General features: G+C 43.5%; 14 protein-coding genes and 1 pseudogene. 12 read left to right on the forward strand and 3 right to left on the reverse strand.

The window, feature by feature from the left end; all coding sequences use genetic code 11:
* Positions 1-115: 115 nt before the first annotated feature.
* The 12 genes and pseudogenes from ACOQOE_RS13345 (at position 116) to ACOQOE_RS13400 (ending at position 18559) form a co-directional block, all read left to right on the forward strand.
* Positions 116-1495 (forward strand): CmpA/NrtA family ABC transporter substrate-binding protein, encoded by a 1380-nt coding sequence (locus ACOQOE_RS13345; RefSeq protein WP_067864103.1) that lies wholly within the window; start codon positions 116-118, stop codon positions 1493-1495.
* Between the two features lie 59 nt (positions 1496-1554).
* A complete protein-coding gene (locus ACOQOE_RS13350; RefSeq protein WP_082792337.1) occupies positions 1555-2541 on the forward strand; it encodes an ABC transporter permease in 987 nt (328 codons plus the stop codon).
* 29 nt (positions 2542-2570) lie between these two features.
* Positions 2571-3461, forward strand: a complete 891-nt coding sequence (locus ACOQOE_RS13355) for an ABC transporter ATP-binding protein (protein ID WP_067863440.1) — start codon at positions 2571-2573, stop codon at positions 3459-3461.
* 216 nt (positions 3462-3677) lie between these two features.
* Positions 3678-5147, forward strand: coding sequence for a NarK family nitrate/nitrite MFS transporter (locus tag ACOQOE_RS13360; RefSeq protein ID WP_420554232.1), 1470 nt, complete (start codon positions 3678-3680; stop codon positions 5145-5147).
* A gap of 112 nt (positions 5148-5259) precedes the next feature.
* Positions 5260-6978 (forward strand): protein kinase domain-containing protein, encoded by a 1719-nt coding sequence (locus ACOQOE_RS13365; RefSeq protein WP_420554233.1) that lies wholly within the window; start codon positions 5260-5262, stop codon positions 6976-6978.
* A gap of 343 nt (positions 6979-7321) precedes the next feature.
* Positions 7322-8374 (forward strand): annotated as a pseudogene (locus ACOQOE_RS13370) (NAD(P)/FAD-dependent oxidoreductase); the annotation flags it as partial.
* 150 nt (positions 8375-8524) lie between these two features.
* The gene (gene nirB / locus ACOQOE_RS13375) at positions 8525-11047 is read left to right on the forward strand and encodes a nitrite reductase large subunit NirB (protein ID WP_420555484.1); all 2523 of its coding nucleotides are present in this window, start codon (positions 8525-8527) and stop codon (positions 11045-11047) included.
* A gap of 31 nt (positions 11048-11078) precedes the next feature.
* Positions 11079-11426, forward strand: a complete 348-nt coding sequence (nirD, locus tag ACOQOE_RS13380) for a nitrite reductase small subunit NirD (RefSeq protein ID WP_067863430.1) — start codon at positions 11079-11081, stop codon at positions 11424-11426.
* A gap of 483 nt (positions 11427-11909) precedes the next feature.
* Entirely contained in the window at positions 11910-15035 is a 3126-nt protein-coding gene (locus ACOQOE_RS13385; RefSeq protein ID WP_420554234.1) for a TonB-dependent receptor domain-containing protein, read from the forward strand.
* An 80-nt stretch (positions 15036-15115) separates the two neighbouring features.
* Positions 15116-16096: a hypothetical protein gene (locus ACOQOE_RS13390; RefSeq protein ID WP_067863425.1), complete on the forward strand. Its 981-nt coding sequence runs from the start codon at positions 15116-15118 to the stop codon at positions 16094-16096.
* A gap of 157 nt (positions 16097-16253) precedes the next feature.
* The gene (locus ACOQOE_RS13395) at positions 16254-17732 is read left to right on the forward strand and encodes a surface lipoprotein assembly modifier (RefSeq protein WP_067863422.1); all 1479 of its coding nucleotides are present in this window, start codon (positions 16254-16256) and stop codon (positions 17730-17732) included.
* Positions 17733-17824: 92 nt separating this feature from the next.
* On the forward strand, positions 17825-18559 hold the full coding sequence (locus ACOQOE_RS13400) for a Crp/Fnr family transcriptional regulator (protein ID WP_067863419.1): 735 nt from the start codon (positions 17825-17827) through the stop codon (positions 18557-18559).
* A gap of 265 nt (positions 18560-18824) precedes the next feature.
* On the opposite strand, the gene ACOQOE_RS13405 is transcribed toward ACOQOE_RS13400, so the two are convergent.
* From ACOQOE_RS13405 to ACOQOE_RS13415, 3 genes are all read right to left on the reverse strand, one after another.
* Positions 18825-19262: a CopD family copper resistance protein gene (locus ACOQOE_RS13405; RefSeq protein ID WP_067863416.1), complete on the reverse strand. Its 438-nt coding sequence runs from the start codon at positions 19260-19262 to the stop codon at positions 18825-18827.
* A 593-nt stretch (positions 19263-19855) separates the two neighbouring features.
* Entirely contained in the window at positions 19856-21025 is a 1170-nt protein-coding gene (locus tag ACOQOE_RS13410; RefSeq protein WP_420554235.1) for a response regulator, read from the reverse strand.
* A gap of 107 nt (positions 21026-21132) precedes the next feature.
* Entirely contained in the window at positions 21133-21699 is a 567-nt protein-coding gene (locus ACOQOE_RS13415; RefSeq protein ID WP_067863411.1) for a DUF1285 domain-containing protein, read from the reverse strand.
* Positions 21700-21740: the final 41 nt, after the last annotated feature.

The raw sequence follows: 21740 nt of genomic DNA on the forward strand, positions 1-21740 counted from the left end.
AGAAACGGGCAGAAAAGCCCGCTCGATTATTTTATGGCAAAGGCGCCTTAACGAATCACAAGACTGTGATCACGTTAGGCGCCTTTTTTATTTTTCAAGACTGGAGAAGCCAACCATGCTTAAAAAGAAGACTGCTCTACTAAGCAAAATTATCAGTAGTACGGTGTTAGCCGCTGCCTTAATTACAACCCCTGCATGGGCAGCCATCGGCGAGCCTGAAAAGGAAGATTTAAAATTCGGGTTTATTAAACTAACTGATATGGCCCCTCTCGCAATTGCTTACGAAAAAGGTTTTTTCGAGGATGAAGGCCTCTACGTCACTTTAGAAGCCCAAGCCAACTGGAAGGTGCTTTTAGATCGCGTTATTGACGGTCAGCTAGATGGTGCTCATATGCTTGCAGGCCAACCTTTAGGCGCAACCATTGGGTTTGGTACTCAGTCCCACATTATCACGGCGTTTAGCATGGACCTTAATGGTAACGCCATCACCGTTTCCAATGATATTTGGGATCAGATGAAGCCATACGTACCAAAAGGGCCTGACGGCAAACCCGTTCACCCCATTAAAGCGGATGCGTTAAAGCCTATTGTCGAAAAATATAAAGATGAAGGTAAGCCTTTTAACATGGGCATGGTATTCCCTGTTTCGACCCATAACTATGAACTACGTTATTGGTTAGCAGCAGGCGGTATTCACCCTGGTTATTATGCGCCTCATAACGGCGATACATCAGGTACGATCGATGCAGATGCACTGTTATCAGTGACTCCGCCACCTCAAATGCCTGCAACAATGGAAGCTGGCACTATCTATGGTTACTGTGTGGGCGAACCTTGGAACCAGCAAGCGGTGTTTAAAGGTATTGGTGTTCCAGTCGTAACCGATTATGAAATATGGAAAAACAACCCCGAGAAAGTTTTTGGTGTCTCTAAGGGCTGGGCAGACGAAAATCCTAATACCCATATTCGTGTTGTTAAAGCGATGATTCGTGCCGCTAAATGGTTAGATGACAACAATAATGCTAACCGCCCAGAAGCAGTGAAGATTTTATCCAAATCTGATTATGTAGGTGCAGATTATGATGTTATCGCTAACTCAATGACTGGTACTTTTGAGTACGAAAAAGGCGATAAACGTCAGGTGCCTGATTTCAACGTATTCTTCCGCTATAACGCCACTTACCCGTACTATTCTGATGCGATTTGGTATCTAACTCAGATGCGTCGTTGGGGACAAATTGCTGAGCCTAAATCAGATCAGTGGTTTATGGATATTGCTAAGAAAGTTTACCGCCCAGATATCTATGCAGTTGCCGCAAAAGAACTCATTGAGGAAGGTAAAATGACTGCGGATATGTTCCCTGATTTTGTCTCCGAAGATGGCTACAAAGCACCACAAACACACTTTATCGACAACATCACCTTTGATGGCAAGCAACCAAACGCCTACCTAGAAAAATTCTCAATCGGTCTGAAGCCAGATCAAACACTTTGATCTAACAACAAAGCCCCTCTGTACCAGAGGGGCAACAGATCAACGGAAGGTAATATGTCATGAGTAAAATTTTAGCCACAATAGGCCTGAGCCATTTTATTGAAAACCCTAAAGCAAACTTCAGTCAATTGGGAAAGTCTTTACTGATACCGCTAATTGGTTTGTTAGTTTTCTTATTCATTTGGGAGATCGGGGCCAAAAGCGTCCACACTTCGCTAGGCACTTTCCCCGGTCCTGCGGCGGTTTATCAACAGTCGATTACATTAATAGAGGAACATCAAGCAGAGCGGGTGAAAGAGGTTAAATTCCACGAGCGCCAAGAGCTACGTAACGCAAAGAAACTCGAAAAAAATCCTGATGCTACAGTAAAAGTGCGTCCATACACCGGTAAACCCACCTTTTTTGATCAGATTTTAACAAGCCTAATCACCGTGCTTGCAGGCTTCATTATCGCCTCACTAATCGCTATTCCGGCGGGAATACTCATCGGTTTAAATAGCACACTTTACTCCGCCTTCAATCCACTGATTCAGCTATTTAAACCCGTCTCACCACTGGCTTGGTTACCCTTAGTAACGATGGTTGTCAGTGCAGTATACGTCAGTAAAGACCCGATGTTTGCGAAGTCATTCATCACCTCATTGATCACTGTATCCCTGTGTAGCTTATGGCCAACACTTCTCAATACAGCGGTCGGCGTGTCATCAATCAGTAAAGATCTACAAAACGTATCTCAAGTACTTCGCCTTAACTGGCTTACCCATATTATCAAAATCGTTCTGCCATCCTCTATCCCAATGATGTTTACTGGCTTGCGCTTATCACTCGGTATCGCATGGATGGTACTTATTGCAGCAGAAATGCTGGCCCAAAACCCAGGCCTTGGTAAATTTGTTTGGGATGAATTCCAAAACGGTAGCTCCAACTCCCTTGGCCGAATTATGGTGGCCGTACTCGTTATTGGACTGATCGGTTTTTTACTAGACCGTTGCATGCTGTTTTTACAGCGCAAAATGTCTTGGGATAAAACAGCAATACTTCGCTAATTAGCGGCGTTAGAAAAAGGATAATTATTATGGCTCAGCCTCCTAAACATTTAGAGTTAACAAAAGTTGATATCGATTTTCCAACACCTAACGGCCCTTTTAAAGCGCTTCAGGACATTAACCTGACGATTAACAAAGGGGAGTTTGTCTCGTTAATTGGTCACTCAGGTTGCGGTAAATCGACTGTACTAAACATCGTAGCCGGACTCTATCAAGCCACCAGCGGCGGCTGCCTCTTAGACGGAAAAGAGGTAAACTCACCAGGTCCTGAACGCGCGGTTGTTTTTCAAAACCACTCTTTACTGCCGTGGTTAAGCGCCTATGAAAACGTAGAGCTTGCGGTAAAACAGGTCTTTGGCCGCTCAAAGAGTAAAGCGGAGATGCGTGAATGGATAGAACATAACTTAGCCCTCGTCCATATGGATCATGCTATGGACAAGCGCCCTGATGAGATATCAGGAGGGATGAAGCAACGTGTCGGTATCGCACGCGCCCTCGCAATGGAACCCACTGTTATGTTGATGGACGAACCCTTCGGTGCCTTAGATGCGCTCACGCGAGCCCATCTACAGGACTCACTGATGGAGATCCAAAAAGATCTAAACAACACCGTTATTATGATCACTCATGATGTGGATGAAGCGGTTCTCCTCTCGGATCGCATTGTGATGATGACTAATGGCCCTGCCGCCACCGTCGGCGAAATACTGAATATTGACCTCCCCCGCCCACGCGACCGTATTGCGTTAGCGGACGACCCTCAATATAACCACTACCGCCATGAAGTACTGACTTTCCTGTATGAAAAACAGCGTACCCCCGACAGTAGCCCTAAAAAAGAAGAGGGCACACAAAAGATGGCGCAAGATATGCATAGTGATTCTCCAGTAAAAGCAAAACGCGAGGAAAAAGCAGCCTAAGGTCCGTGTATACCTCTATTCAAAGGCGAATAAAGGTAAATCGGTGTATCAAATAAGTGCACAGTTTTGTACTCAGGCTCAACCGACGCACCAATAGATAGCAAAAACATAAACAGCTTGAACAAAGGCGTTCATACCGTCCCCGATACAATCAGAGGGGACGTGTAGAACGCCTTTTTTGTTTCAACACCTATAACTATAATCGAGGCCAATACCATGAGTGATAGTGGCAAGCTAACTCTCTTCTCCTTCAGCGGAAAAATGAAGATTCTACATTTAAGCTGGATGGCGTTTTTCATCAGCTTTTTTGTATGGTTTAACCACGCCCCTTTACTCGGCGCTATAGCGGAATCCTTAGGGCTAACGAACGCAGAAATTAAAACTTTACTGATTTTAAACGTTGCATTGACCATCCCCGCTCGAATTATTATCGGCATGCTCACGGATAAGTACGGTCCAAGGATCACGTACGCCGCCCTCCTCTCGATTGCCAGTATCCCCTGCTTCATGTTTGCCCTATCCACTGATTTTGCGCAAGCCGCCGTATCCCGTTTTTTACTCGGCTTTATCGGCGCAGGATTTGTTATCGGTATTCGTATGGTAAGTGAATGGTTCCCTGCGAACGAGCTCGGTACGGCTGAAGGCTTATACGGCGGTTGGGGTAACTTTGGCTCCGCTGCAGCGGCTATGCTACTACCCACCTTAGTCGTGATCTTTGGGGGCCCTGATGGCTGGCGCTATGCGGTCGGTCTAACCGGTTTAATGAGCTTGCTCTTTAGTGTGATCTGGTACAAAAATGTAACCGACACACCAAAAGGTTCAACCTATTTTAAACCTAAGAAAATAGGGGGTATGGAGGTTACCAGCCCCAGTGATTTCATCTTAATGATTATCATGAAGGTCCCACTCTATGCCGCTCTATCGCTGCTCACATGGAAGCTTTCACCAGCAGGTGTATCAATCTTAACGGATACAGCTGCGTTCACTATATATCTAACCTTAGCCGCTATTTTTATCTATGACTGCTATAGCGCTTATCGTATTAACAAAACTATATTTACCCAGCCCGTCCCCGAGATGGAGCGCTACAAATTTAAGCAAGTTGCAGTATTAAATATACTGTACTTTGCCACCTTTGGCTCTGAACTAGCGGTGATCTCTATGCTACCTCTGTTCTTTGCCGACGTATTTTCATTAGATATGGTGTATGCCGGTTTAGTTGCATCCGCTTATGCGTTCATGAACCTCATGTCACGCCCTGGAGGGGGTTGGATCAGTGACCGTTTTGGCCGTAGAAAAACATTGTTAATTTTAACTGCAGGTTTGGCCGCAGGTTATGCTGTGATGTCGTTAATCGATAGCAGCTGGCCACTCTTCCTCGCCGTTGCCGCTGCGATGGCGTGCTCCTTCTTCGTTCAAGCGGGTGAAGGCGCTGTCTTTGCGGTCGTACCTTTAATAAAACGCCGCCTAACAGGGCAAATTGCCGGTATGACAGGGGCTTACGGCAATGTTGGCGCCGTCTTCTATCTAACCGTATTATCCTTAGTTGAGTACTCAACCTTTTTTACCGTGATTGCGGTAACTGCAGTCATTGGCTTTATCACCCTACTTTTCTTAGAAGAGCCAAAAGGGCATATGGCTGAGGTCAATGAAGATGGTACAGTAGAACTTATTAAAGTCAGTTAACCATGCTAAGGCCTAGCACGTTACCGAGACTCATTTCCGTGTACAGGCCTGACCCTCAGCAAGCGGTGAACAATGAACCCATTGCTCACCCTGCGTTTAGGTAAAAGTGAACATGAGTAAGAAAACGTTGGTCTTACGTTTTGGTGGACAATCCAGTGCAGGCATAAAGGCGCGTAACCAAGATGCCTTTGCCGCCCATCTGCCGAGTCATGCTGAACTTGACTTTAAAGGCGGTGCGGCAGCCATTGCCGACGGCGTGAGCAGCTGCGAAGACTCCCATATTGCAAGCCAAACCAGCGTCACCAGTTTCATGCAGGACTACTTCAGCACTCCCCATAGCTGGAGCGTAAAAAATTCTGTCTCCCGTGTATTAACCGCCTTGAATAGCTGGCTACACAAAGAAAACATTCAAAATAGCCGCGAAAAAGACAGCTTACTCTGTACCTTTTCAGCCTTAATCATTAAATCCAACACCCTACATTGGTTCCACGTTGGCGATTCTCGGATTTACCATTTTCAAGCGGACCAATTAGAGCAACTCACACAAGACCATGTCCGTAAAAGCGGTGGAAAACACTACTTATCTCGCGCCTTAGGGGGCGATCAACATTTAGACGTAGACTACGCAACCCGAGGTGTAAAAGAGGGTGATATGCTCTTAATGACCACCGATGGTATCCATGAGTTTCTCTCAAATCGCGAACTGCAAGCCATCCTTGCAGAACATTTCGATTCACCTGAAACCGCTGCACAGCAATGCATTGATCTTGCTCTTGAGCGCGGTAGTGATGACAACCTTACCGCACTCATCACCTGCATAGATCACCTGCCTTCGGAAACATTAGATGAAAGCCATGCACGGCTGGCCCAATTACCTATCCCTCCGGTCATGACCATTGGTAATAAAATTGATGATTACGAAGTGCTCGACATTATTTTTAGTGGCACCCGCAGCCATATGTACCTTGTTAAAGATACCGTTTCAGGGCAGCAATATGTGTTAAAAGCGCCCTCGCTTCAATTCGCGGAAGATCCTCTCTATCTTGATGGTTTTATCCGAGAAGAATGGGTGGGACAACGGATAGACCACCCCAATGTGATGAAAACCTTCCCTCCCCTGCGCGAAAAGCAGTACCTCTACTACTTAGGGGAACATATTCAGGGCATGAACCTGCGCGAATGGATGAACGATAATCCAGCACCAACGCTTGATGAGGTGCGGGACCTAACCAAACAGGTCATCCAAGGACTAAGAGCATTCCAACGGGCCGACATGGTGCATCAAGACCTCAAGCCCGAAAACATCATGATTAACCAAGATGGACGCATCAAAATTCTTGATTTTGGTACTGTGAAAATTGCGGGTATAGAGGAGATGAACTCTCCCCTAGATAAATCAATTCCCCAAGGTTCAATCAACTATGTCGCTCCTGAGTACCTACTTGGCGAGGCCGGTAGTTTTCGCTCGGACCTGTTCTCTCTCGCGGTCATTGTGTATGAGATGATCACAGGTCATCTGCCTTACAAGGAGATGAAAACCAATAATATAACGCTTAAAAATTATGGCCAAATGCACTACACGCCGACACTCCGTTACCGCAAAGGTGTACCTTTATGGGTCGAAGGCTGCTTAAAAAAGGCGTTACAGCCAAACCCCCGCTTTAGATATGAAGCTCTATCTGAATTTTTACAAGATTTCACCCAGCCCAATCAAAGCCTTGAAGCCAAAATAAAACATCAACCCATGCTAGAGAAAAACCCTATTCTCACGTGGCAGGTGATCGCAGCACTGATGCTGATCCTTAACCTAGTTCAACTCTTACTCAAATAGATCACACGGCATAGGTCACCGCCCCCTCAGTCGCACCAAAACAGTTCGCATCAACAGGTGTTTGCATCAAAACAAAGCCAAAACCCACCTACAAACAGCGTAATAACACTCTAACAAACACAGTAACCCACTGAAAAAAAGTAGATTTTAATAAATGGCACACTACGTGCTTTATTAAAAGCAATAACCACTATTATGTGTTTAATAGTCGTTATCACAACAAGCTCTGAGAACAAAGGCGTTCTACATCAACATGCTCATACATGTTGAATGTGAACGCCTTTTTTTATTTTTGGGATTTAGGATTTTTATGAAAAAACGTTTGGTCATCATTGGAAACGGCATGGCAACAGGTCGGTTACTGCAACGCTTATTTGAGCGTGCAGAACACCCGCTTGATGTCACTGTTTTTGGTGAAGAGCCGGGCGGTAGCTATAACCGTGTTTTGCTATCCAATTTACTCAGCGGTGAACTTGATAAAGATAAAGTGATCACCCTACCCACAGAGTGGTACGCAGAACATGGTGTGAAATTACATAGCCAAGATCCCGCTATACAAATTGATCGCGCTAATAAAACAGTCGTAAGCGAGCAAGGCGTCCAAGTAGATTACGATCTACTGGTTATTGCGACCGGTTCATACCCAACCCCTCTACCTGTAGAGGGCGCACATCTGAACGGGGTTATGAGCTTTAGAACATTTAAAGATGTTGAGCAGATGCAACATATTGCCAAAGAAAAGAAACGTGCCGTTGTTATTGGCGGTGGTTTCTTAGGCCTTGAAGCGGCAGAAGGCTTACGTGTGCAAGGTATGGATGTAACGCTACTGCATCGTGGGAAATACCTACTGGATCATCAACTGGACGAAACCGCCGGAAAGATGCTGCAAAACGCACTTGAAGAGCGAGGCCTTAAATTCCGCCTTCAAGCTAACACTCAAGCGATCCAAGGCAGTGGTTCCGTAGAGTCGGTAGCACTAGCAACAGGCGAAACACTACCCGCCGACCTTGTCGTCACCGCTATAGGTGTAACGCCGAATAAAGCATTAGCTGAAACAGCAAGACTTGATTACCAGCGCGGCATATTGGTCGATGCCCAAATGCGCACTAATGATTCATCTATTTATGCATTAGGTGAGTGCTGCCAGTTTGAATCATTCACTTATGGTTTAGTCGCCCCTATCTGGCAGCAGGCGGATATTCTTGTCGCTAGCCTTCTCAACGAAACCAAATTTTATCAAGAAGCACCGGTGGCGACTCAATTAAAAATCAGCGGTGTGGACCTTTTTTCATGTGGTTCGCTTCAGGACTCTCCTGAAACAGAAACACTGACTTATCACGATATTCAACACAATGAATACAGAAAACTTTGGCTGAAAGATAACCGAATAGTCGGCGCCGTTTTATACGGTGATGTCCGTGAGGGGCAGTGGTATTTCGATCAGCTAAAACAAAAAACTGATTTGAGTGCGAACAGACAACAACTGCTATTTGGCAGTCCGTTCTGCTCTCAAGACACTCAAACACAAGACATGGGTATATCTTCTATGACTACTTCAACGGACTCGAACAAAAAACAATTGGTCGTTATCGGTAACGGTATGGTGGGGCACCACTTTATTGAAAACTTTGTCGCTAACGAAGTTGCAGGCGAATATGAAATTCATATATTAGCCGAAGAATCACGTGCAGCTTACGACCGCGTCCACCTTTCAGAGTACTTTGGTGATTCAACCTACCAAGATCTCTGCCTAGTAGAAGATAACTTTTATGAAACACATGGCGTGCAGCTTCACTTAAACGAAGGTGCTACGCAGATCGATCGCGATACAAAGCAGGTGATCACAGAGCAAGCTAGCTATCCCTATGACAAGCTAGTACTCGCTACCGGTTCATACCCTTTTGTCCCCCCCATTCCGGGAAATGATGGTGATGCCTGCTTTGTTTATCGCACCTTGGAAGATTTAGATAAAATCCAAGAGTGCGCAAAAGCGGCCTCCGTCGGCGTTGTTGTTGGTGGTGGTTTACTGGGGCTAGAAGCGGCTAACGCGCTTAAATCTTTAGGTTTAAAAGCTCATGTTGTTGAGTTTGCTCCACGCTTAATGCCGGTACAGCTTGATGAAGATGGTGGTGAGCTTTTAAAGAAAAAAATAGAAGCCTTAGATGTAGATGTTCATTGCAATAAAGCGACTTCAGAAATCGTACCTGGTGAAGAGCATACCTACCGTATGAACTTCAGTGATGGCACTTTCTTAGAAACAGACCTAATCCTATTCTCTGCGGGTATCCGTCCTCAAGACGCCCTAGCACGTAGTAGCGCTCTGGCAATTGGCGAGCGCGGTGGCATCATTGTTGACAACTACTGCCAAACTTCTGATAAAAACATTTATGCCGTCGGCGAATGTGCACTATGGAACAATCAAATCTTTGGTTTAGTGGCGCCCGGTTATACTATGGCAAAAACAGCCGTTGCAGCCATTGTTGGCGATCTAGAAAACGAGACTACATTTACCGGCGCAGACATGAGTACAAAGCTAAAACTACTCGGCGTAGATGTAGGCTCCATTGGCGATGCGCATGGTAAAACCCCTGGCAGTATCAGTTACCGCTATTTAGATGAAGACACGCAGGTCTACTACCGCATCGTTGTATCAGAAGATCGTACAAAACTGCTCGGTGCGGTTTTAGTCGGCGATAACAGTAAATACGACACCTTAATTCAATATGCACTCAATGGCATTGATCTTCCCGAAAAGCCGCAGTCTCTAATCTTGCCGTCATTGGATGGTGCCGCGGCACCAACACTTGGCCCTGATGCGCTACCTGATACGGCGACTATTTGCTCCTGCTTAAATGTTACTAAAGGTCAAATCTGCTGTTCAATCGATGAGGGAGCCGTCACGCTCGGTGATGTTAAAGAGGTAACTAAAGCTGCATCAGGCTGTGGTGGCTGTGCCGCTATGTTAAAAAACCTAGTTGACCATGAGCTTGAAAAACGGGGGGTTGAAGTCTGTAAAGATATCTGCGAACACTTTGCTTACACCCGCGAAGAGCTTTACCACATTATTCGTGTTGAAGGTATTCGTAGCTTCTCTGATCTACTTGCTAAACATGGTAAAGGACTTGGTTGTGAAATATGTAAGCCTGCAGCCGGCTCTATTTTAGCCTCTTGCTGGAACGAGCATGTACTCGATGAACCTCACGTAGGGCTACAAGATACCAACGATCGTTTTATGGCCAATATGCAAAAAGATGGCACTTACTCTATTGTCCCGCGTATTGCCGGTGGTGAAATCACCCCTGACAAACTAATCGTCTTAGGTCAAGTAGGTAAAAAATACAACTTATACACCAAGATTACCGGTGGCCAACGTGTCGATCTATTTGGCGCAAAACTACATGAGCTGCCACTGATCTGGAAAGAACTGATTGATGCGGGTTTTGAAACCGGTCATGCCTACGGCAAGTCACTTCGTACCGTTAAATCATGTGTCGGCAGTACCTGGTGCCGCTTCGGCGTGAAGGACAGCGCAAGCATGGCAATCGAGCTTGAGAATCGCTATAAGGGTCTACGCTCTCCTCACAAAATAAAATTTGCCGTATCCGGTTGTACCCGCGAATGTGCAGAAGCACAAAGTAAAGATATTGGTGTGATCGCCACCGAAAATGGCTGGAACCTTTATGTGTGCGGTAATGGCGGTATGAAACCTCGCCACGGGGACCTGTTTGCTACCGACCTAGATGATGAAACTCTCGTTAAATATATCGACCGAGTTCTAATGTTCTACGTAAAAACCGCCGACCGCCTACAGCGCACATCCGTATGGATGGAAAATTTAGAGGGCGGTTTAGACTACCTAAAAGAGGTTGTCCTAGATGACAAATTAAACATTGCTACTGAACTTGAATCACAAATGCAGCATGTTGTTGATACTTACCAGTGTGAATGGAAAACAACATTGGAAGACGAGGAAAAATTAAAACAGTTCAGAAGTGTAGTAAATGCGGAAGAACAGGTTGATCCACAAATTGTACACATTATCGAACGCGATCAAATTCGCCCAGTTTAATTAAGTACGCTGATGAAAAGAGGAGAATGTTATGACAATTAACCCAAATGCTGACTGGCTAAAACTCTGCAATAAAAGCGACTTAGTACCTAACACAGGTGTTGCTGCATTGTATGAAGATCAGCAAATCGCTATTTTTTATATTCCTGGATATGAAGATGAAGTATTTGCAATCGGTAACCAAGATCCCTTTAGCGGTGCAAATATATTAGCCCGCGGTTTAATCGGAGATATCAAAGGTGAACCGATGGTGGCATCACCTTTATATAAACAGCACTTTTCCTTAAATACGGGGAGCTGCTTTGAGGATTCAAACACTCAAGTGCCCGTATGGCCAGTACGTTTAAAAGGTGAAAACGTCGAGATCATAGCCGCATAACGAGAACCGACTTCCGCGAGGAATAGCTTACACAGTAATGTGTAAGTGCGCTCTAAAATGACGTATACCCATACTTTTAGAGCACCATCCAATGTCGTTACATTGGTTTTTTACCGCAGGCAACCCCTGCGGTTTTTTTATAAGAAATAGATAACACATGGAAAATATTCTGTGTTATTTCTCCCTCACTCCATAAGCTCTTCGCAACCTCGCACCATAAAAGCAAACCAACGCACAATCACTACTTTTCAATCACATCGATAATCTGCACCTGCATGAATAACACTTAAAAATAGTTACATAAGCTGTTTAAAAAGCGGCACACGCGCTTGTCATGCTTTTAATTACCCCACCTATCATTTCTTAGATGATGACAATTGTCATATCAAAATGAGAAGCATTATCATTAAAATGGGTGGTTACTGTGGGTGAATGTTTAGGATCCACCCATTTTTATCGCCGCCATTTAGGAGAAAACATCTCATGAAGCTACCGCTCCCCAACAGGAGAAAGTGTACCATCCAAAATCATCGATGGAGATACCCTGTTACAACCTTAGCTTTCGCAATTGCCTGCACAAGCGCGGCACAGGCAGATGAGACAAAGTCTCACCACTCCTCCCAAAACACTCCAATCGAACTCGAATCGATCCTTGTAACAGGCACCCCCGATAAGGACGAAGAAAAGAAAGATGAAGTCTATACCGAAAACGTCACCAGTGTTTACCAAGATCGCGAACAACTACAACGTTTTAAAGCGACTAACCCTAGCGATGTATTCAAAGGCATGAACGGTGTGTACAGCATGGACTCTCGAAGTAGTCAGTCCATTACGCCTAATATCCGCGGTATAACGGGTGAAGGTCGAACCCCTTTAACCATTGATGGCACTGAACAATCCACCAACGTCTTCTTGCATATGTTTGGTTCGGGTAATCGTAGTTATGTTGATCCAGCTTTGTTTCGCAGCATTGAAGTGGAAAAAGGCCCTTCGCTAAGTCGAGGCATAAAAAGTGGTGTAGGTGGTGCCGTAAATATCCGGACTATTGAAGCGAACGACATTATTCCTGAAGGGGAAAGCTGGGGAATAGAAACGAACATCGAGACATCCGGTAATACTAGCGCCACACGCTTTAATGCCGAATCGTTCTACGGCAAAGATTATCGAGACATTCCTGGAGCAAGCCGATTAGGGCAAATGGGTATCGAAGTCCCCTACCCTGAACAGCGCTACAAGGGTAGCAGTGAACACTTAAATTTTGATGACCATTCCGAAATGTTAACTATTGCTGGGCGTAATGAATTTACCGACATTTTGATCTCACGAAGTGAGCGGACTACCGGAAATTATTACGCAGGTGACAATAATGCAGACCGATACTCAGGGTATGATTCTTTCGATACAACAACCGATAGATATATTCCAAATTTAATTAAATTGTACCCTTCTGGAAGTGAAGTTTTTAATACCGCTAGTAAAGTGGATACGACACTGATTAAAAATCACTGGTATTTGCCCAATGAGCAAAAAATTGGTTTGCAGTTTATGCGTACTAATACAATTTTTGGGGAAACTGTCCCTGGTGACTCCATCCTCTATTGGGGATATAGAGAGGCGGCAGAACAAAGCCAACCCGATGTTGATTGGTCTCAATACCAATTTGTGTTTGAAAAACCTCATTCAGAACTAGTAACGGAAAACTACAAGCTCAGTTACGATTTTAAACCGGAAGGCTCAAAATGGTTGAACCTAGAAACCAGCCTTTGGCATACCACAACAGAAGGGGAGCGCTATCAAAGTGGTGTAAACCCCTTTGGTTACTCCGTTGATGAAGATACGCAACAAGCACTTGATGATTATGATTTTAACGTAGAATCCTTCCCAGAATTTGCTGACTGGTTTGTCGAACCAGAACACGACGGCACCATTATTCGTCAAGGACGACAATGGACTCAACATGACCGAACTGGTTTTGATTTCAGCAATCAGATTCAGCTGAGCGATCGCCTACAGCTGATTTTAGGTGGTAGCTATCAGAAGGAAAAACTCAACGAACAGGTACAAACCAGCAATGCAGCCGCTAATGGTATTGCATTAGGCGGCGCAGATCTGCATATAACCAGTGAACTTTTTGGTCCTCGTTCAGGTGAACGTAAAGAATATTCGGCGATGTTTAACCTCGCTTGGCAGCCCACTGATTGGCTTACTTTGACTGCCGGAACACGCTATCTAAATTACACAGGTAAGGATACTGGAACGGCTAAACGTCGTAATGAAGGTAATGACTTTTATGCCGCAGAGCAACGTAAAGACGGTGTGGAGCTGACATGGGGCGAGCCTTTAACTGTTGAAGAGGTCGATGAATACACTAATATGCTGCAGACCTACGGAGTTAATAGTCCTGAATTTTCAGAGTATCTTGATGGACGTCAACTTGGACATGCTAAATATAACAGTTGGAGTTATCCCGTTTGGGAGAAAACGGCATTTGTACCTTATAAAGATGGCAAGCTTGATTCCTCACAAAACCCTTTCGCCAATGGCGAAATCGATACAGCACTTCTTTATGACAAAGTGATAGAGGCCCAAGGGGCTAATAGCGGAGAATATGAGATAAAGAATATCCCGGGAGTTCTCGCTGGCTCAGACACGGTTGTTTACCAAGATCTTGATGCTGGCCAAGCTTGGGAAGCCCCTGAGGAGCAGTCTGGTGATGCCTTTAGCCCAGTGTTCAGTGTTACTGCTCGAATCACTCCACACAGCACAGGTTTTTTACGTTATGCACAAACCACCCGCTTCCCTAGTGTTAATGAATTAACGTCTAGCGCTGTTATTGATGGTGCTGGAACCATAGGGACATTAGCCATCAATGGGGCTAGCAAACCAGAGCGCAGCATTAACTGGGAGCTAGGTTATTCCCATGACCTGACTCAATTCTTCCCCAATATGTATATGGCGGATGTACGTTTGAGTTATTACAACACCAAAATCAAGGACTTTATTGATCGTGACGACCAATATGATGTTATCCAGTTTGATGAAAAAAAGACCAGCGGTTTAGAGCTCCAGTCACGTTTCGATACAGGCCGTTATTTCGGTAGCCTAGGAGTGACCTATCGGCTAGAGCAAAAACTTTGTGATAAAGATTATGCCTCTGGCCTAGACCTTTTCTACAATCGTATTCCTGAATGTATGACGGGCGGCTTCCCAGGTACCTACAGCGGTAGCAGTTTGCAACCCAAATATTCTATTAATATGGGGTTGGGTGCTCGTTTTTTAAGTAATCAATTAGAGCTCGGTTGGCGCGGTGTCTATCACGCCGGTGCTGAAAATAAACAACTGGATCAGCTTTTGTCCTCAGAAAACCCCGATGATTGGGGGTTAGGTGAATCCGTCAGCGATGCATGGTTCAGTAATGGTGTTGATACTTTCTATTGGCGCTCTATGTTACTGCATGATCTTTATGTCAACTACAACGTAAATAATTCTGTGGCCTTAAACCTAGGCATCACCAATATTACGGATGAATATTATCTCGATCCTATGGCTAAAACCCTATTGCCGGGTCCTGGTCGTACAGTGACAGCAGGATTAAAGGTGAAATTCTAATAGTCTATTTAACGATTTTTGCTGGTTTTTATAAAAACTAGTTTTTACTAATCTAAATATGAGGAAGTGAAAATGAGAAAATGAGAAAATCAACATTAGCTTTGGCTGTTATGGCAATACTGAGTAGTAATGCTGTAATAGCTGCATCACCGAATGTGCAGGGTGGTAGCTCTAATGACTTATTAGTTGATCCCTATGCATCAAATCATTCGGTATTTGGTGGTGGCGACTCAGGTCTAGAACTTAATAGTTATGGCACCGCTATCGATGTAGCTAGTGGTCCAATTAATGGTTCTAATAATGCAATTACTGATCATGGAAATGGTGCCATTATGACACCGGGTGATTTAGGAATGCTTAATTTGCCAATTAATATTGCTCAGGTATGGAAAGATACTGAAACAGTGACAGGAGGCAGTAACGATGCCAACTTTGTGGTTAACAGTGTGCGACAAATTACCAAACTGTCGTTTGCTCCGCAATTTGGTGGTTTGGTAATTGGCCAAGTGGCGGATGCCAGTGGTGATCCGTTAGCAGCAGAGAGTGGTGTTTATTTTGGTGAATGGGCTCCGGCCGTTGATTCTCCAGACGCTGACAGCTATGACCTGAATATGACCAGCGCTGATCGTACTGTTTGGTACGTAGGTGATGATGCAGTTAAAAACGATGAAATGCCAACGTTGGATGATGTCGAATATGGTGTGGTTGGCATCAGCCAAACAGGTACAAATTCATCTGGTGTAACCTTGGATGGTGGACTACCTGACAGCGTGAATCTATATAAAGGTACATTGACTGCCAACTACTGTAGTGGCTGTAGCGGTAATGAACTCACTGGTAGCATTAGCCGTACTGTAGGTGCGACAACTCAAACCATTGACTTTGATGCTACTACCACGACTATCAATAGCGACGGTACCTTTGGAAATTCAGCTGCAACTAACACTATCGAAGGTCGTTTCTATAACGATGCAGAAGCGCTAGCGGGTATGTACACCAATGGTACTTATGATGATACAGCCTTCGGCGGTAGCAAAGTCAGCGGTACTATTACGCCTTAATATTTGACCACTCTCCACTGGGTGCAACCAGTGAAAAGCGTCAAATTGAGCGATTCTGGAAAGTTCTCTTTTCGTATCGTTTTAGAGGCAACACCCCAAGAGGCCAGTTCGCTGGCCTCTATTCTATTACGTCACTCTTTAAAATGGAAAAAATTCTATGACGTTCCGTTTCAGATCGGTGTGGCTACTGATATCTGTTTATCTTATCGTGCCTTTTGTGCAAGCGGATGAGGACGATACCCGTTTCCTACAAGAAGAAACCCATCGCATTATTGAACAGCAAGGCCAACATGAGGAAGAATTGGCCGCCCCTCCGGGGACTTTGATGTACCAAGGTAAACATTATCAAGTGCCTTCAACTCGAGATTCATTAGAGCCAGCGATTTACATCGCTATCAACAGCAATCAGTGGACGTTATTACCGGATTTTATTCAACGTTATCAGCAGTTACCTGATCACCGTCCTGCCTTGGTGGCCATGGCAGAAAGTTTGTTGGCACGTTTTCATAATGATTATTCGCTAGCGCTACAGCGAATGGAATACGCTAATAATTTGGAACCAGAAGACGCTCGAATTTTATTGGAGTTGGCGCGGCTATGGTTTGAAGACTATCAAGAAAAACGAGCGCTAGAAGGTTTTGAAAAGGCATTAAATGCCGGCTTGCCACCTCAAGCTCAAATGCTGGTTCAGCAATACAAACAAGCAATCGATATGCGTGATGATTGGCACGGCAGTGCGGCGTTTGGTTTTGGTTACAACAATAATATTAACCAGGCAAACGGCTATTACACCTGTTTAAGCAGTTTTGCAGGGATTTGTTTGTTTGAACGTCAAATGCCAGAAGCCATTGAATCGAACATGATCAATTATGAGCTGGCGTTTCAACGCCGTTTTAATGTCTCTGGTAATCATAATGTGGCGTTTAAACCGATGAGCTACGGGAGTTATTATCCCACTAAAAATCCTTCTGATACCGCCACGATTCAGGATTACAGTACTAACTTAACGCGTTTGCAGTTGGGCTACCAGTATTTGGATGCTAAAGACACTATCAGCCTAACGCCTTACCTTGAACATTATTACCGTAATGACAGTAGTCACTATCTTGCTCATGGTCTTAAAATGGGGTGGCAACATTCATTAAATCAACAATGGCAAGTAGGCACTGGCTTAGATGCCAAACGTTATGAATACACAACAGAGGGACAGCGCAGCGGGGCAGATTATGATTCGTATCAATGGGATTTTACTGCTGCCTATATGCCTAACCGAAGTACTAGCGTGTATGGTGGTTTGACACTTGATCGAAATAAATACGATGTAGATCAGGCCAGTAGTAAAAGTTGGTCAGTACGTGCTGGGGTATATCATGCTTTCTCCGGTCCTGCTGGATTATTCGTCAATGCCCAGACGATTTATCGTGATAGCAAGAACGACGCACATGATTTTTTCCTAGGTGAAAGACGTCACGATAAACAACAGATATATATCCTAAGCACAGGTGCCAAAGGCTGGGAGTTTGCAGAGTTAAGTCCAGAGCTAAGAATACGCCATAGTATTAATCAGAGTAATTTAGATTGGGCTTTTGGCTTTAAACAAACAGAAGTGAGTCTTCTGTTACGTCATATTTTTTAAATAACTAAAACACAATCAATTGAGATTAGATATTATTCACATTACAATCGTTATGAAAATGATTATTATTTGCATTGATATTGGGGTCACTCATGGAAGGTTTAGCCAAAACTAACTTATTTCGTATATTAGAAACAGACAACCTTCAAGCATTAACCCACGGTGCTCGTAGGCCAGTTATACAACGTGGTGAACATGTCTTTCATCAGGGCGACAAGCTGGATCATTATTATCTTTTGCAATCAGGCTGTATCCGCCTGTACAGACTCGGTCACGAAGGACATGAAAAAGTCTACCAAGAAATCAGTGAAGGCACTATATTTGCTGAAACGGTTGCATTTCAAAAGGATAAACTCGCACCACTCTCAGCGGTGGCTGTCCGAAAAAGCAAACTTCTCCAGCTAGATAGCCTCAAGCTTCTTAAACTCTTTGAAAAAAGCCCTGATTTCGCATTAACCATTGCGGCCAATATGGCGGATAACCTTTACTCTGCTGTTAGTCGTATTGACCAACTTACTGTCAACAAGTCGGCGCAACGACTTGTTATGTTTCTAGCTGAACTCTACCAAACTCAGAATACGCGTTGGCTAAAACTACCTTTCACTCAAGGCATCTTAGCCCGGCAACTAAACATTGAACCTGAAACACTTTCCCGAATGTTAACAAAATTCCGCGATGCAGGCTGTCTGAGTGTTAAAGGTAAAGACTGCGTTATATTAGAACCAGATCAGCTTTGTTCAATGGTTAGCCTTCCTTCAACCACATTAAGTAGCAATAAAATAGGAAGCGCCTCTTCTGATTTACTCCGCTGCTGTGGTATTCGTTAATTATCCACAAAGGTGATCGCCCATTGTGTAACGCTTTCTCACTTTAAGAAAATTACCTCACACTCATAGAATCAGTCTTTAATAAACTTATTGCTTAGAGCTTATGCACATAAGAAATTAGCGCACTCCTCTCCCGATCGCATGCAGATCACAACGACAAAAAATCAAGACTAAGCCTTATTCAGATAAGGGAGGGAGAATACCCACAACCCCAACACCTTCGACACACAAGGTGAACAAACTTTTCTAATATTCCGCTTGCCATTTAAACATGCAGCATCGTTTTGGCTAAAATAACAATCAGTATCATATGCGCAAAAACACTATAGTGCGTCAGTCGAAAACGACGGGAGGTCATGTTATTACACAGCGATGCTCTGATTGCGGTTATAAAATGAATTAAAACACTGATAGCAAGGATTATCTTGATAGTAAGTAATGTGGAAAAAGCACTGGAGAACGGAGGATACCAACTATGCCAATAAATCCTCCCCAACAAACCAATACCTGAAATAAACAGCAGAACAACCACGAAAGGCATAAACTTACGTGCCCGAGTATGAATACCTGCTTCAACTAATTCCATCATACTATCAGGTAAATGTGTACGGATTGGCTCCAGAAAAAGAACCTCGAATGCAACCACTCCAATAAATAGGATAGCGCAGCTAAGGTGGATAATTAACAGAATAGGGTATTCCATAAATACTTTTTTGACTCCTTGAAAATTAAAAAATCAATTACTTAAAGATAAGTATTATCCGCACTACGACCTTATATAATAATGACTATTATCAACAAAGTTCAGATAAAAGGTGGCTACAAAAAGGATAGAAGGTTAATTGACTAAAGGTAATTAAGAGGGGTCTTCTTAAACAATTCCTATAGGTAAGACCTGAGGTGCGAGCTATAAATAACGGCTTTGGGAGTGCATACAAATTTATTATTCTAGCAACCTAAGTTGACTAGTTAAGGGCTCAGGCTAGATAAGTAACGGCCAAGTTGACCTACCCATTTATATCAAATTTCCCCTTGAATCGCATGGGTAATTTTCTAGATTAAACCGCTCCCACATAGATAAAGTAGACTTCCCCCCCGAAAATAAAATTACTTTTATTTTAATAATTTATCAAACAGCCAACTTACGGTTAATTAAGTATTACCTTTTTTCAAGGTACTAAGCTACTACAGCTAAACCGCCTAGTATAAAAGCGCTGAACTAGCTTTTCTTACAACTTATTCCACTCTAATTTGAAGACAACTACACTTATCTATCACATAAGCGCAGCTCTCAGTTCAAGATGATTGGGATTCGTTCTTTACTGCTTCTAAGTTATGGCCCATTTTAAAAAGCAGCATATCTTTATCCAATGGTTTTAGCATTACCTCATGTACACCCTGCTTCATCGCTTCTTTAGCATTTTGAGTGTCACCCGGTTTAGCCAAGACCATAATCCGAGTATGACTCATTTCAGGATCTTGCTTGATCTGATCAATAACAAATAACGCACTCATATCTGGCAATGTTAAATCAAGCAGTATGATATCCGGTTTCCAGTTTTTTAATAACTTCATAGTATGAACCGCACTACCTGATACTTGCGCTTTATATCCCGCACCCTCCAAGATCATCTTAATCTTATCTCGCTCTTCAACCTCATCTTCCAACAGAAGGATATTACTATCGTCAAATACAATCGGATTATCTTTCTCCGCTTCTAAACTGGCTTTTTTCTGCTTAGCGACTTCCGTAACTGTGTTTAACTTACTTTTCACCTGTCCATTGGCACCCTGTTGATGCACACCCACTTCCTGTAAATGCTCTTTAGCATGGGTATCAATAAGGCTACTAATATTTTGACGTGACTGCTCCGTAATATTGCCATCATCAATTATTTTATCCTTCATATGCTTCATTGAGTATGAGACAAGTTCCATTAATTTGGCATAGTTAGCTTCATTAAGATCCGCTATTTCACTATCACAGTTAATGATCTGATCAAAATACCCACATAGATTTTCAACACTACAATCCCCCGATCCCAACAGACCTCTATCATCTCTTTCCGTCATCTCACGGCGAATAAATCGTAAACGAAGTAACAAATGGTAGGGATCATAAAGAGGTCGAATAATAAAATAATCGTCGAACACATCTTTATTACAGATGCCGAACGCATCTTTCAGCTCCTCTCGGCTACAAAAAACAATTTTTTTAAAAATAATCTTATCTACATCCTGTTTAGCGCTGAGAAGATGTAGATAAAACACTTCATTGTTTTGAATACCGTCAAGGCCCAATAAAAGAACATCGATCTGATGTTTGGCAATAAGCCGTATAGCTTCCTCTTCAGTAGAAGCAGTATAAAAACGTGGAAAATGTCTTTTAACCATATTGCAAAGAGACTGGATCTCTTTTGTTGACTGAATGATTAAAAGAACAGAAAACCGTTTCCCTGAACTCATCTACTGATACCTCTAGCAGCGCACACGTCAAATTTATTATAGTTTACTATAATTAAAATAATTTTCTTTAAAATCACCGAATTAAGTTCATTTCTAGATCAAAATAATTAACAAACCGTATCTAAAACAAACTCAACACCTTGGCTCGTGACAATGAAAGTTGTCTCCCCTCCCTTTTCTACCTCTTCAGCCATGTTAACCAACTCATAAAAAACATTACGATGTATCAACCCTTTTATGCCAAAACGCACATGAATATAAGGTGAAGGCTCCCCCGTTTCAAGACTGTGCTCAATCCATAACTGATGCGCCTTACCTAACGTCACTTTATCATCCGTCAAACTGGTAAAGACTAATTCAGGCCCTTTATCTCCTTCCTTTTTTTCAACCGCGACAAACAGAAAAGGGGCATCATCAACTTTAATTCCAACCTTCTCAACTGGAGTTTTTAAGAAATACCTTCCCTCTTCCATCCATAATACTTGTGAAAAAAGCTTAACCATCGCTGGACGGCCAATCGGCGTACCCATATAAAACCAGCGACCATCACGGGTAATACGCATATCAATATCACCACAAAACGCTGGGTCCCAACGTTCTAAAGGGGGGATGCCGTCAGAAGACTCCTCAATAGTTTTACTTACTTTTGCTAAATTAAAATTAGTTTCGGACAAACGCCTACCCCATTACAAAATTGGCTATTAAATTTACTCAT

Origin of the sequence: Neptuniibacter marinus, from assembly GCF_965223595.1 — a bacterium.
Classification (GTDB): Bacteria; Pseudomonadota; Gammaproteobacteria; order Pseudomonadales; family Balneatricaceae; genus Neptuniibacter; species Neptuniibacter marinus.

Bases quoted from the DNA above. Each gene is read 5' to 3' on its own strand.
- ACOQOE_RS13345 (WP_067864103.1), top strand. From the start codon at position 116: ATGCTTAAAAAGAAGACTGCTCTACTAAGCAAAATTATCAGTAGTACG.
- ACOQOE_RS13350 (WP_082792337.1), top strand. From the start codon at position 1,555: ATGAGTAAAATTTTAGCCACAATAGGCCTGAGCCATTTTATTGAAAAC.
- ACOQOE_RS13355 (WP_067863440.1), top strand. From the start codon at position 2,571: ATGGCTCAGCCTCCTAAACATTTAGAGTTAACAAAAGTTGATATCGAT.
- ACOQOE_RS13360 (WP_420554232.1), top strand. From the start codon at position 3,678: ATGAGTGATAGTGGCAAGCTAACTCTCTTCTCCTTCAGCGGAAAAATG.
- ACOQOE_RS13365 (WP_420554233.1), top strand. From the start codon at position 5,260: ATGAGTAAGAAAACGTTGGTCTTACGTTTTGGTGGACAATCCAGTGCA.
- nirB (WP_420555484.1), top strand. From the start codon at position 8,525: ATGACTACTTCAACGGACTCGAACAAAAAACAATTGGTCGTTATCGGT.
- nirD (WP_067863430.1), top strand. From the start codon at position 11,079: ATGACAATTAACCCAAATGCTGACTGGCTAAAACTCTGCAATAAAAGC.
- ACOQOE_RS13385 (WP_420554234.1), top strand. From the start codon at position 11,910: ATGAAGCTACCGCTCCCCAACAGGAGAAAGTGTACCATCCAAAATCAT.
- ACOQOE_RS13390 (WP_067863425.1), top strand. From the start codon at position 15,116: ATGAGAAAATCAACATTAGCTTTGGCTGTTATGGCAATACTGAGTAGT.
- ACOQOE_RS13395 (WP_067863422.1), top strand. From the start codon at position 16,254: ATGACGTTCCGTTTCAGATCGGTGTGGCTACTGATATCTGTTTATCTT.
- ACOQOE_RS13400 (WP_067863419.1), top strand. From the start codon at position 17,825: ATGGAAGGTTTAGCCAAAACTAACTTATTTCGTATATTAGAAACAGAC.
- ACOQOE_RS13405 (WP_067863416.1), bottom strand. From the start codon at position 19,262: ATGGAATACCCTATTCTGTTAATTATCCACCTTAGCTGCGCTATCCTA.
- ACOQOE_RS13410 (WP_420554235.1), bottom strand. From the start codon at position 21,025: ATGAGTTCAGGGAAACGGTTTTCTGTTCTTTTAATCATTCAGTCAACA.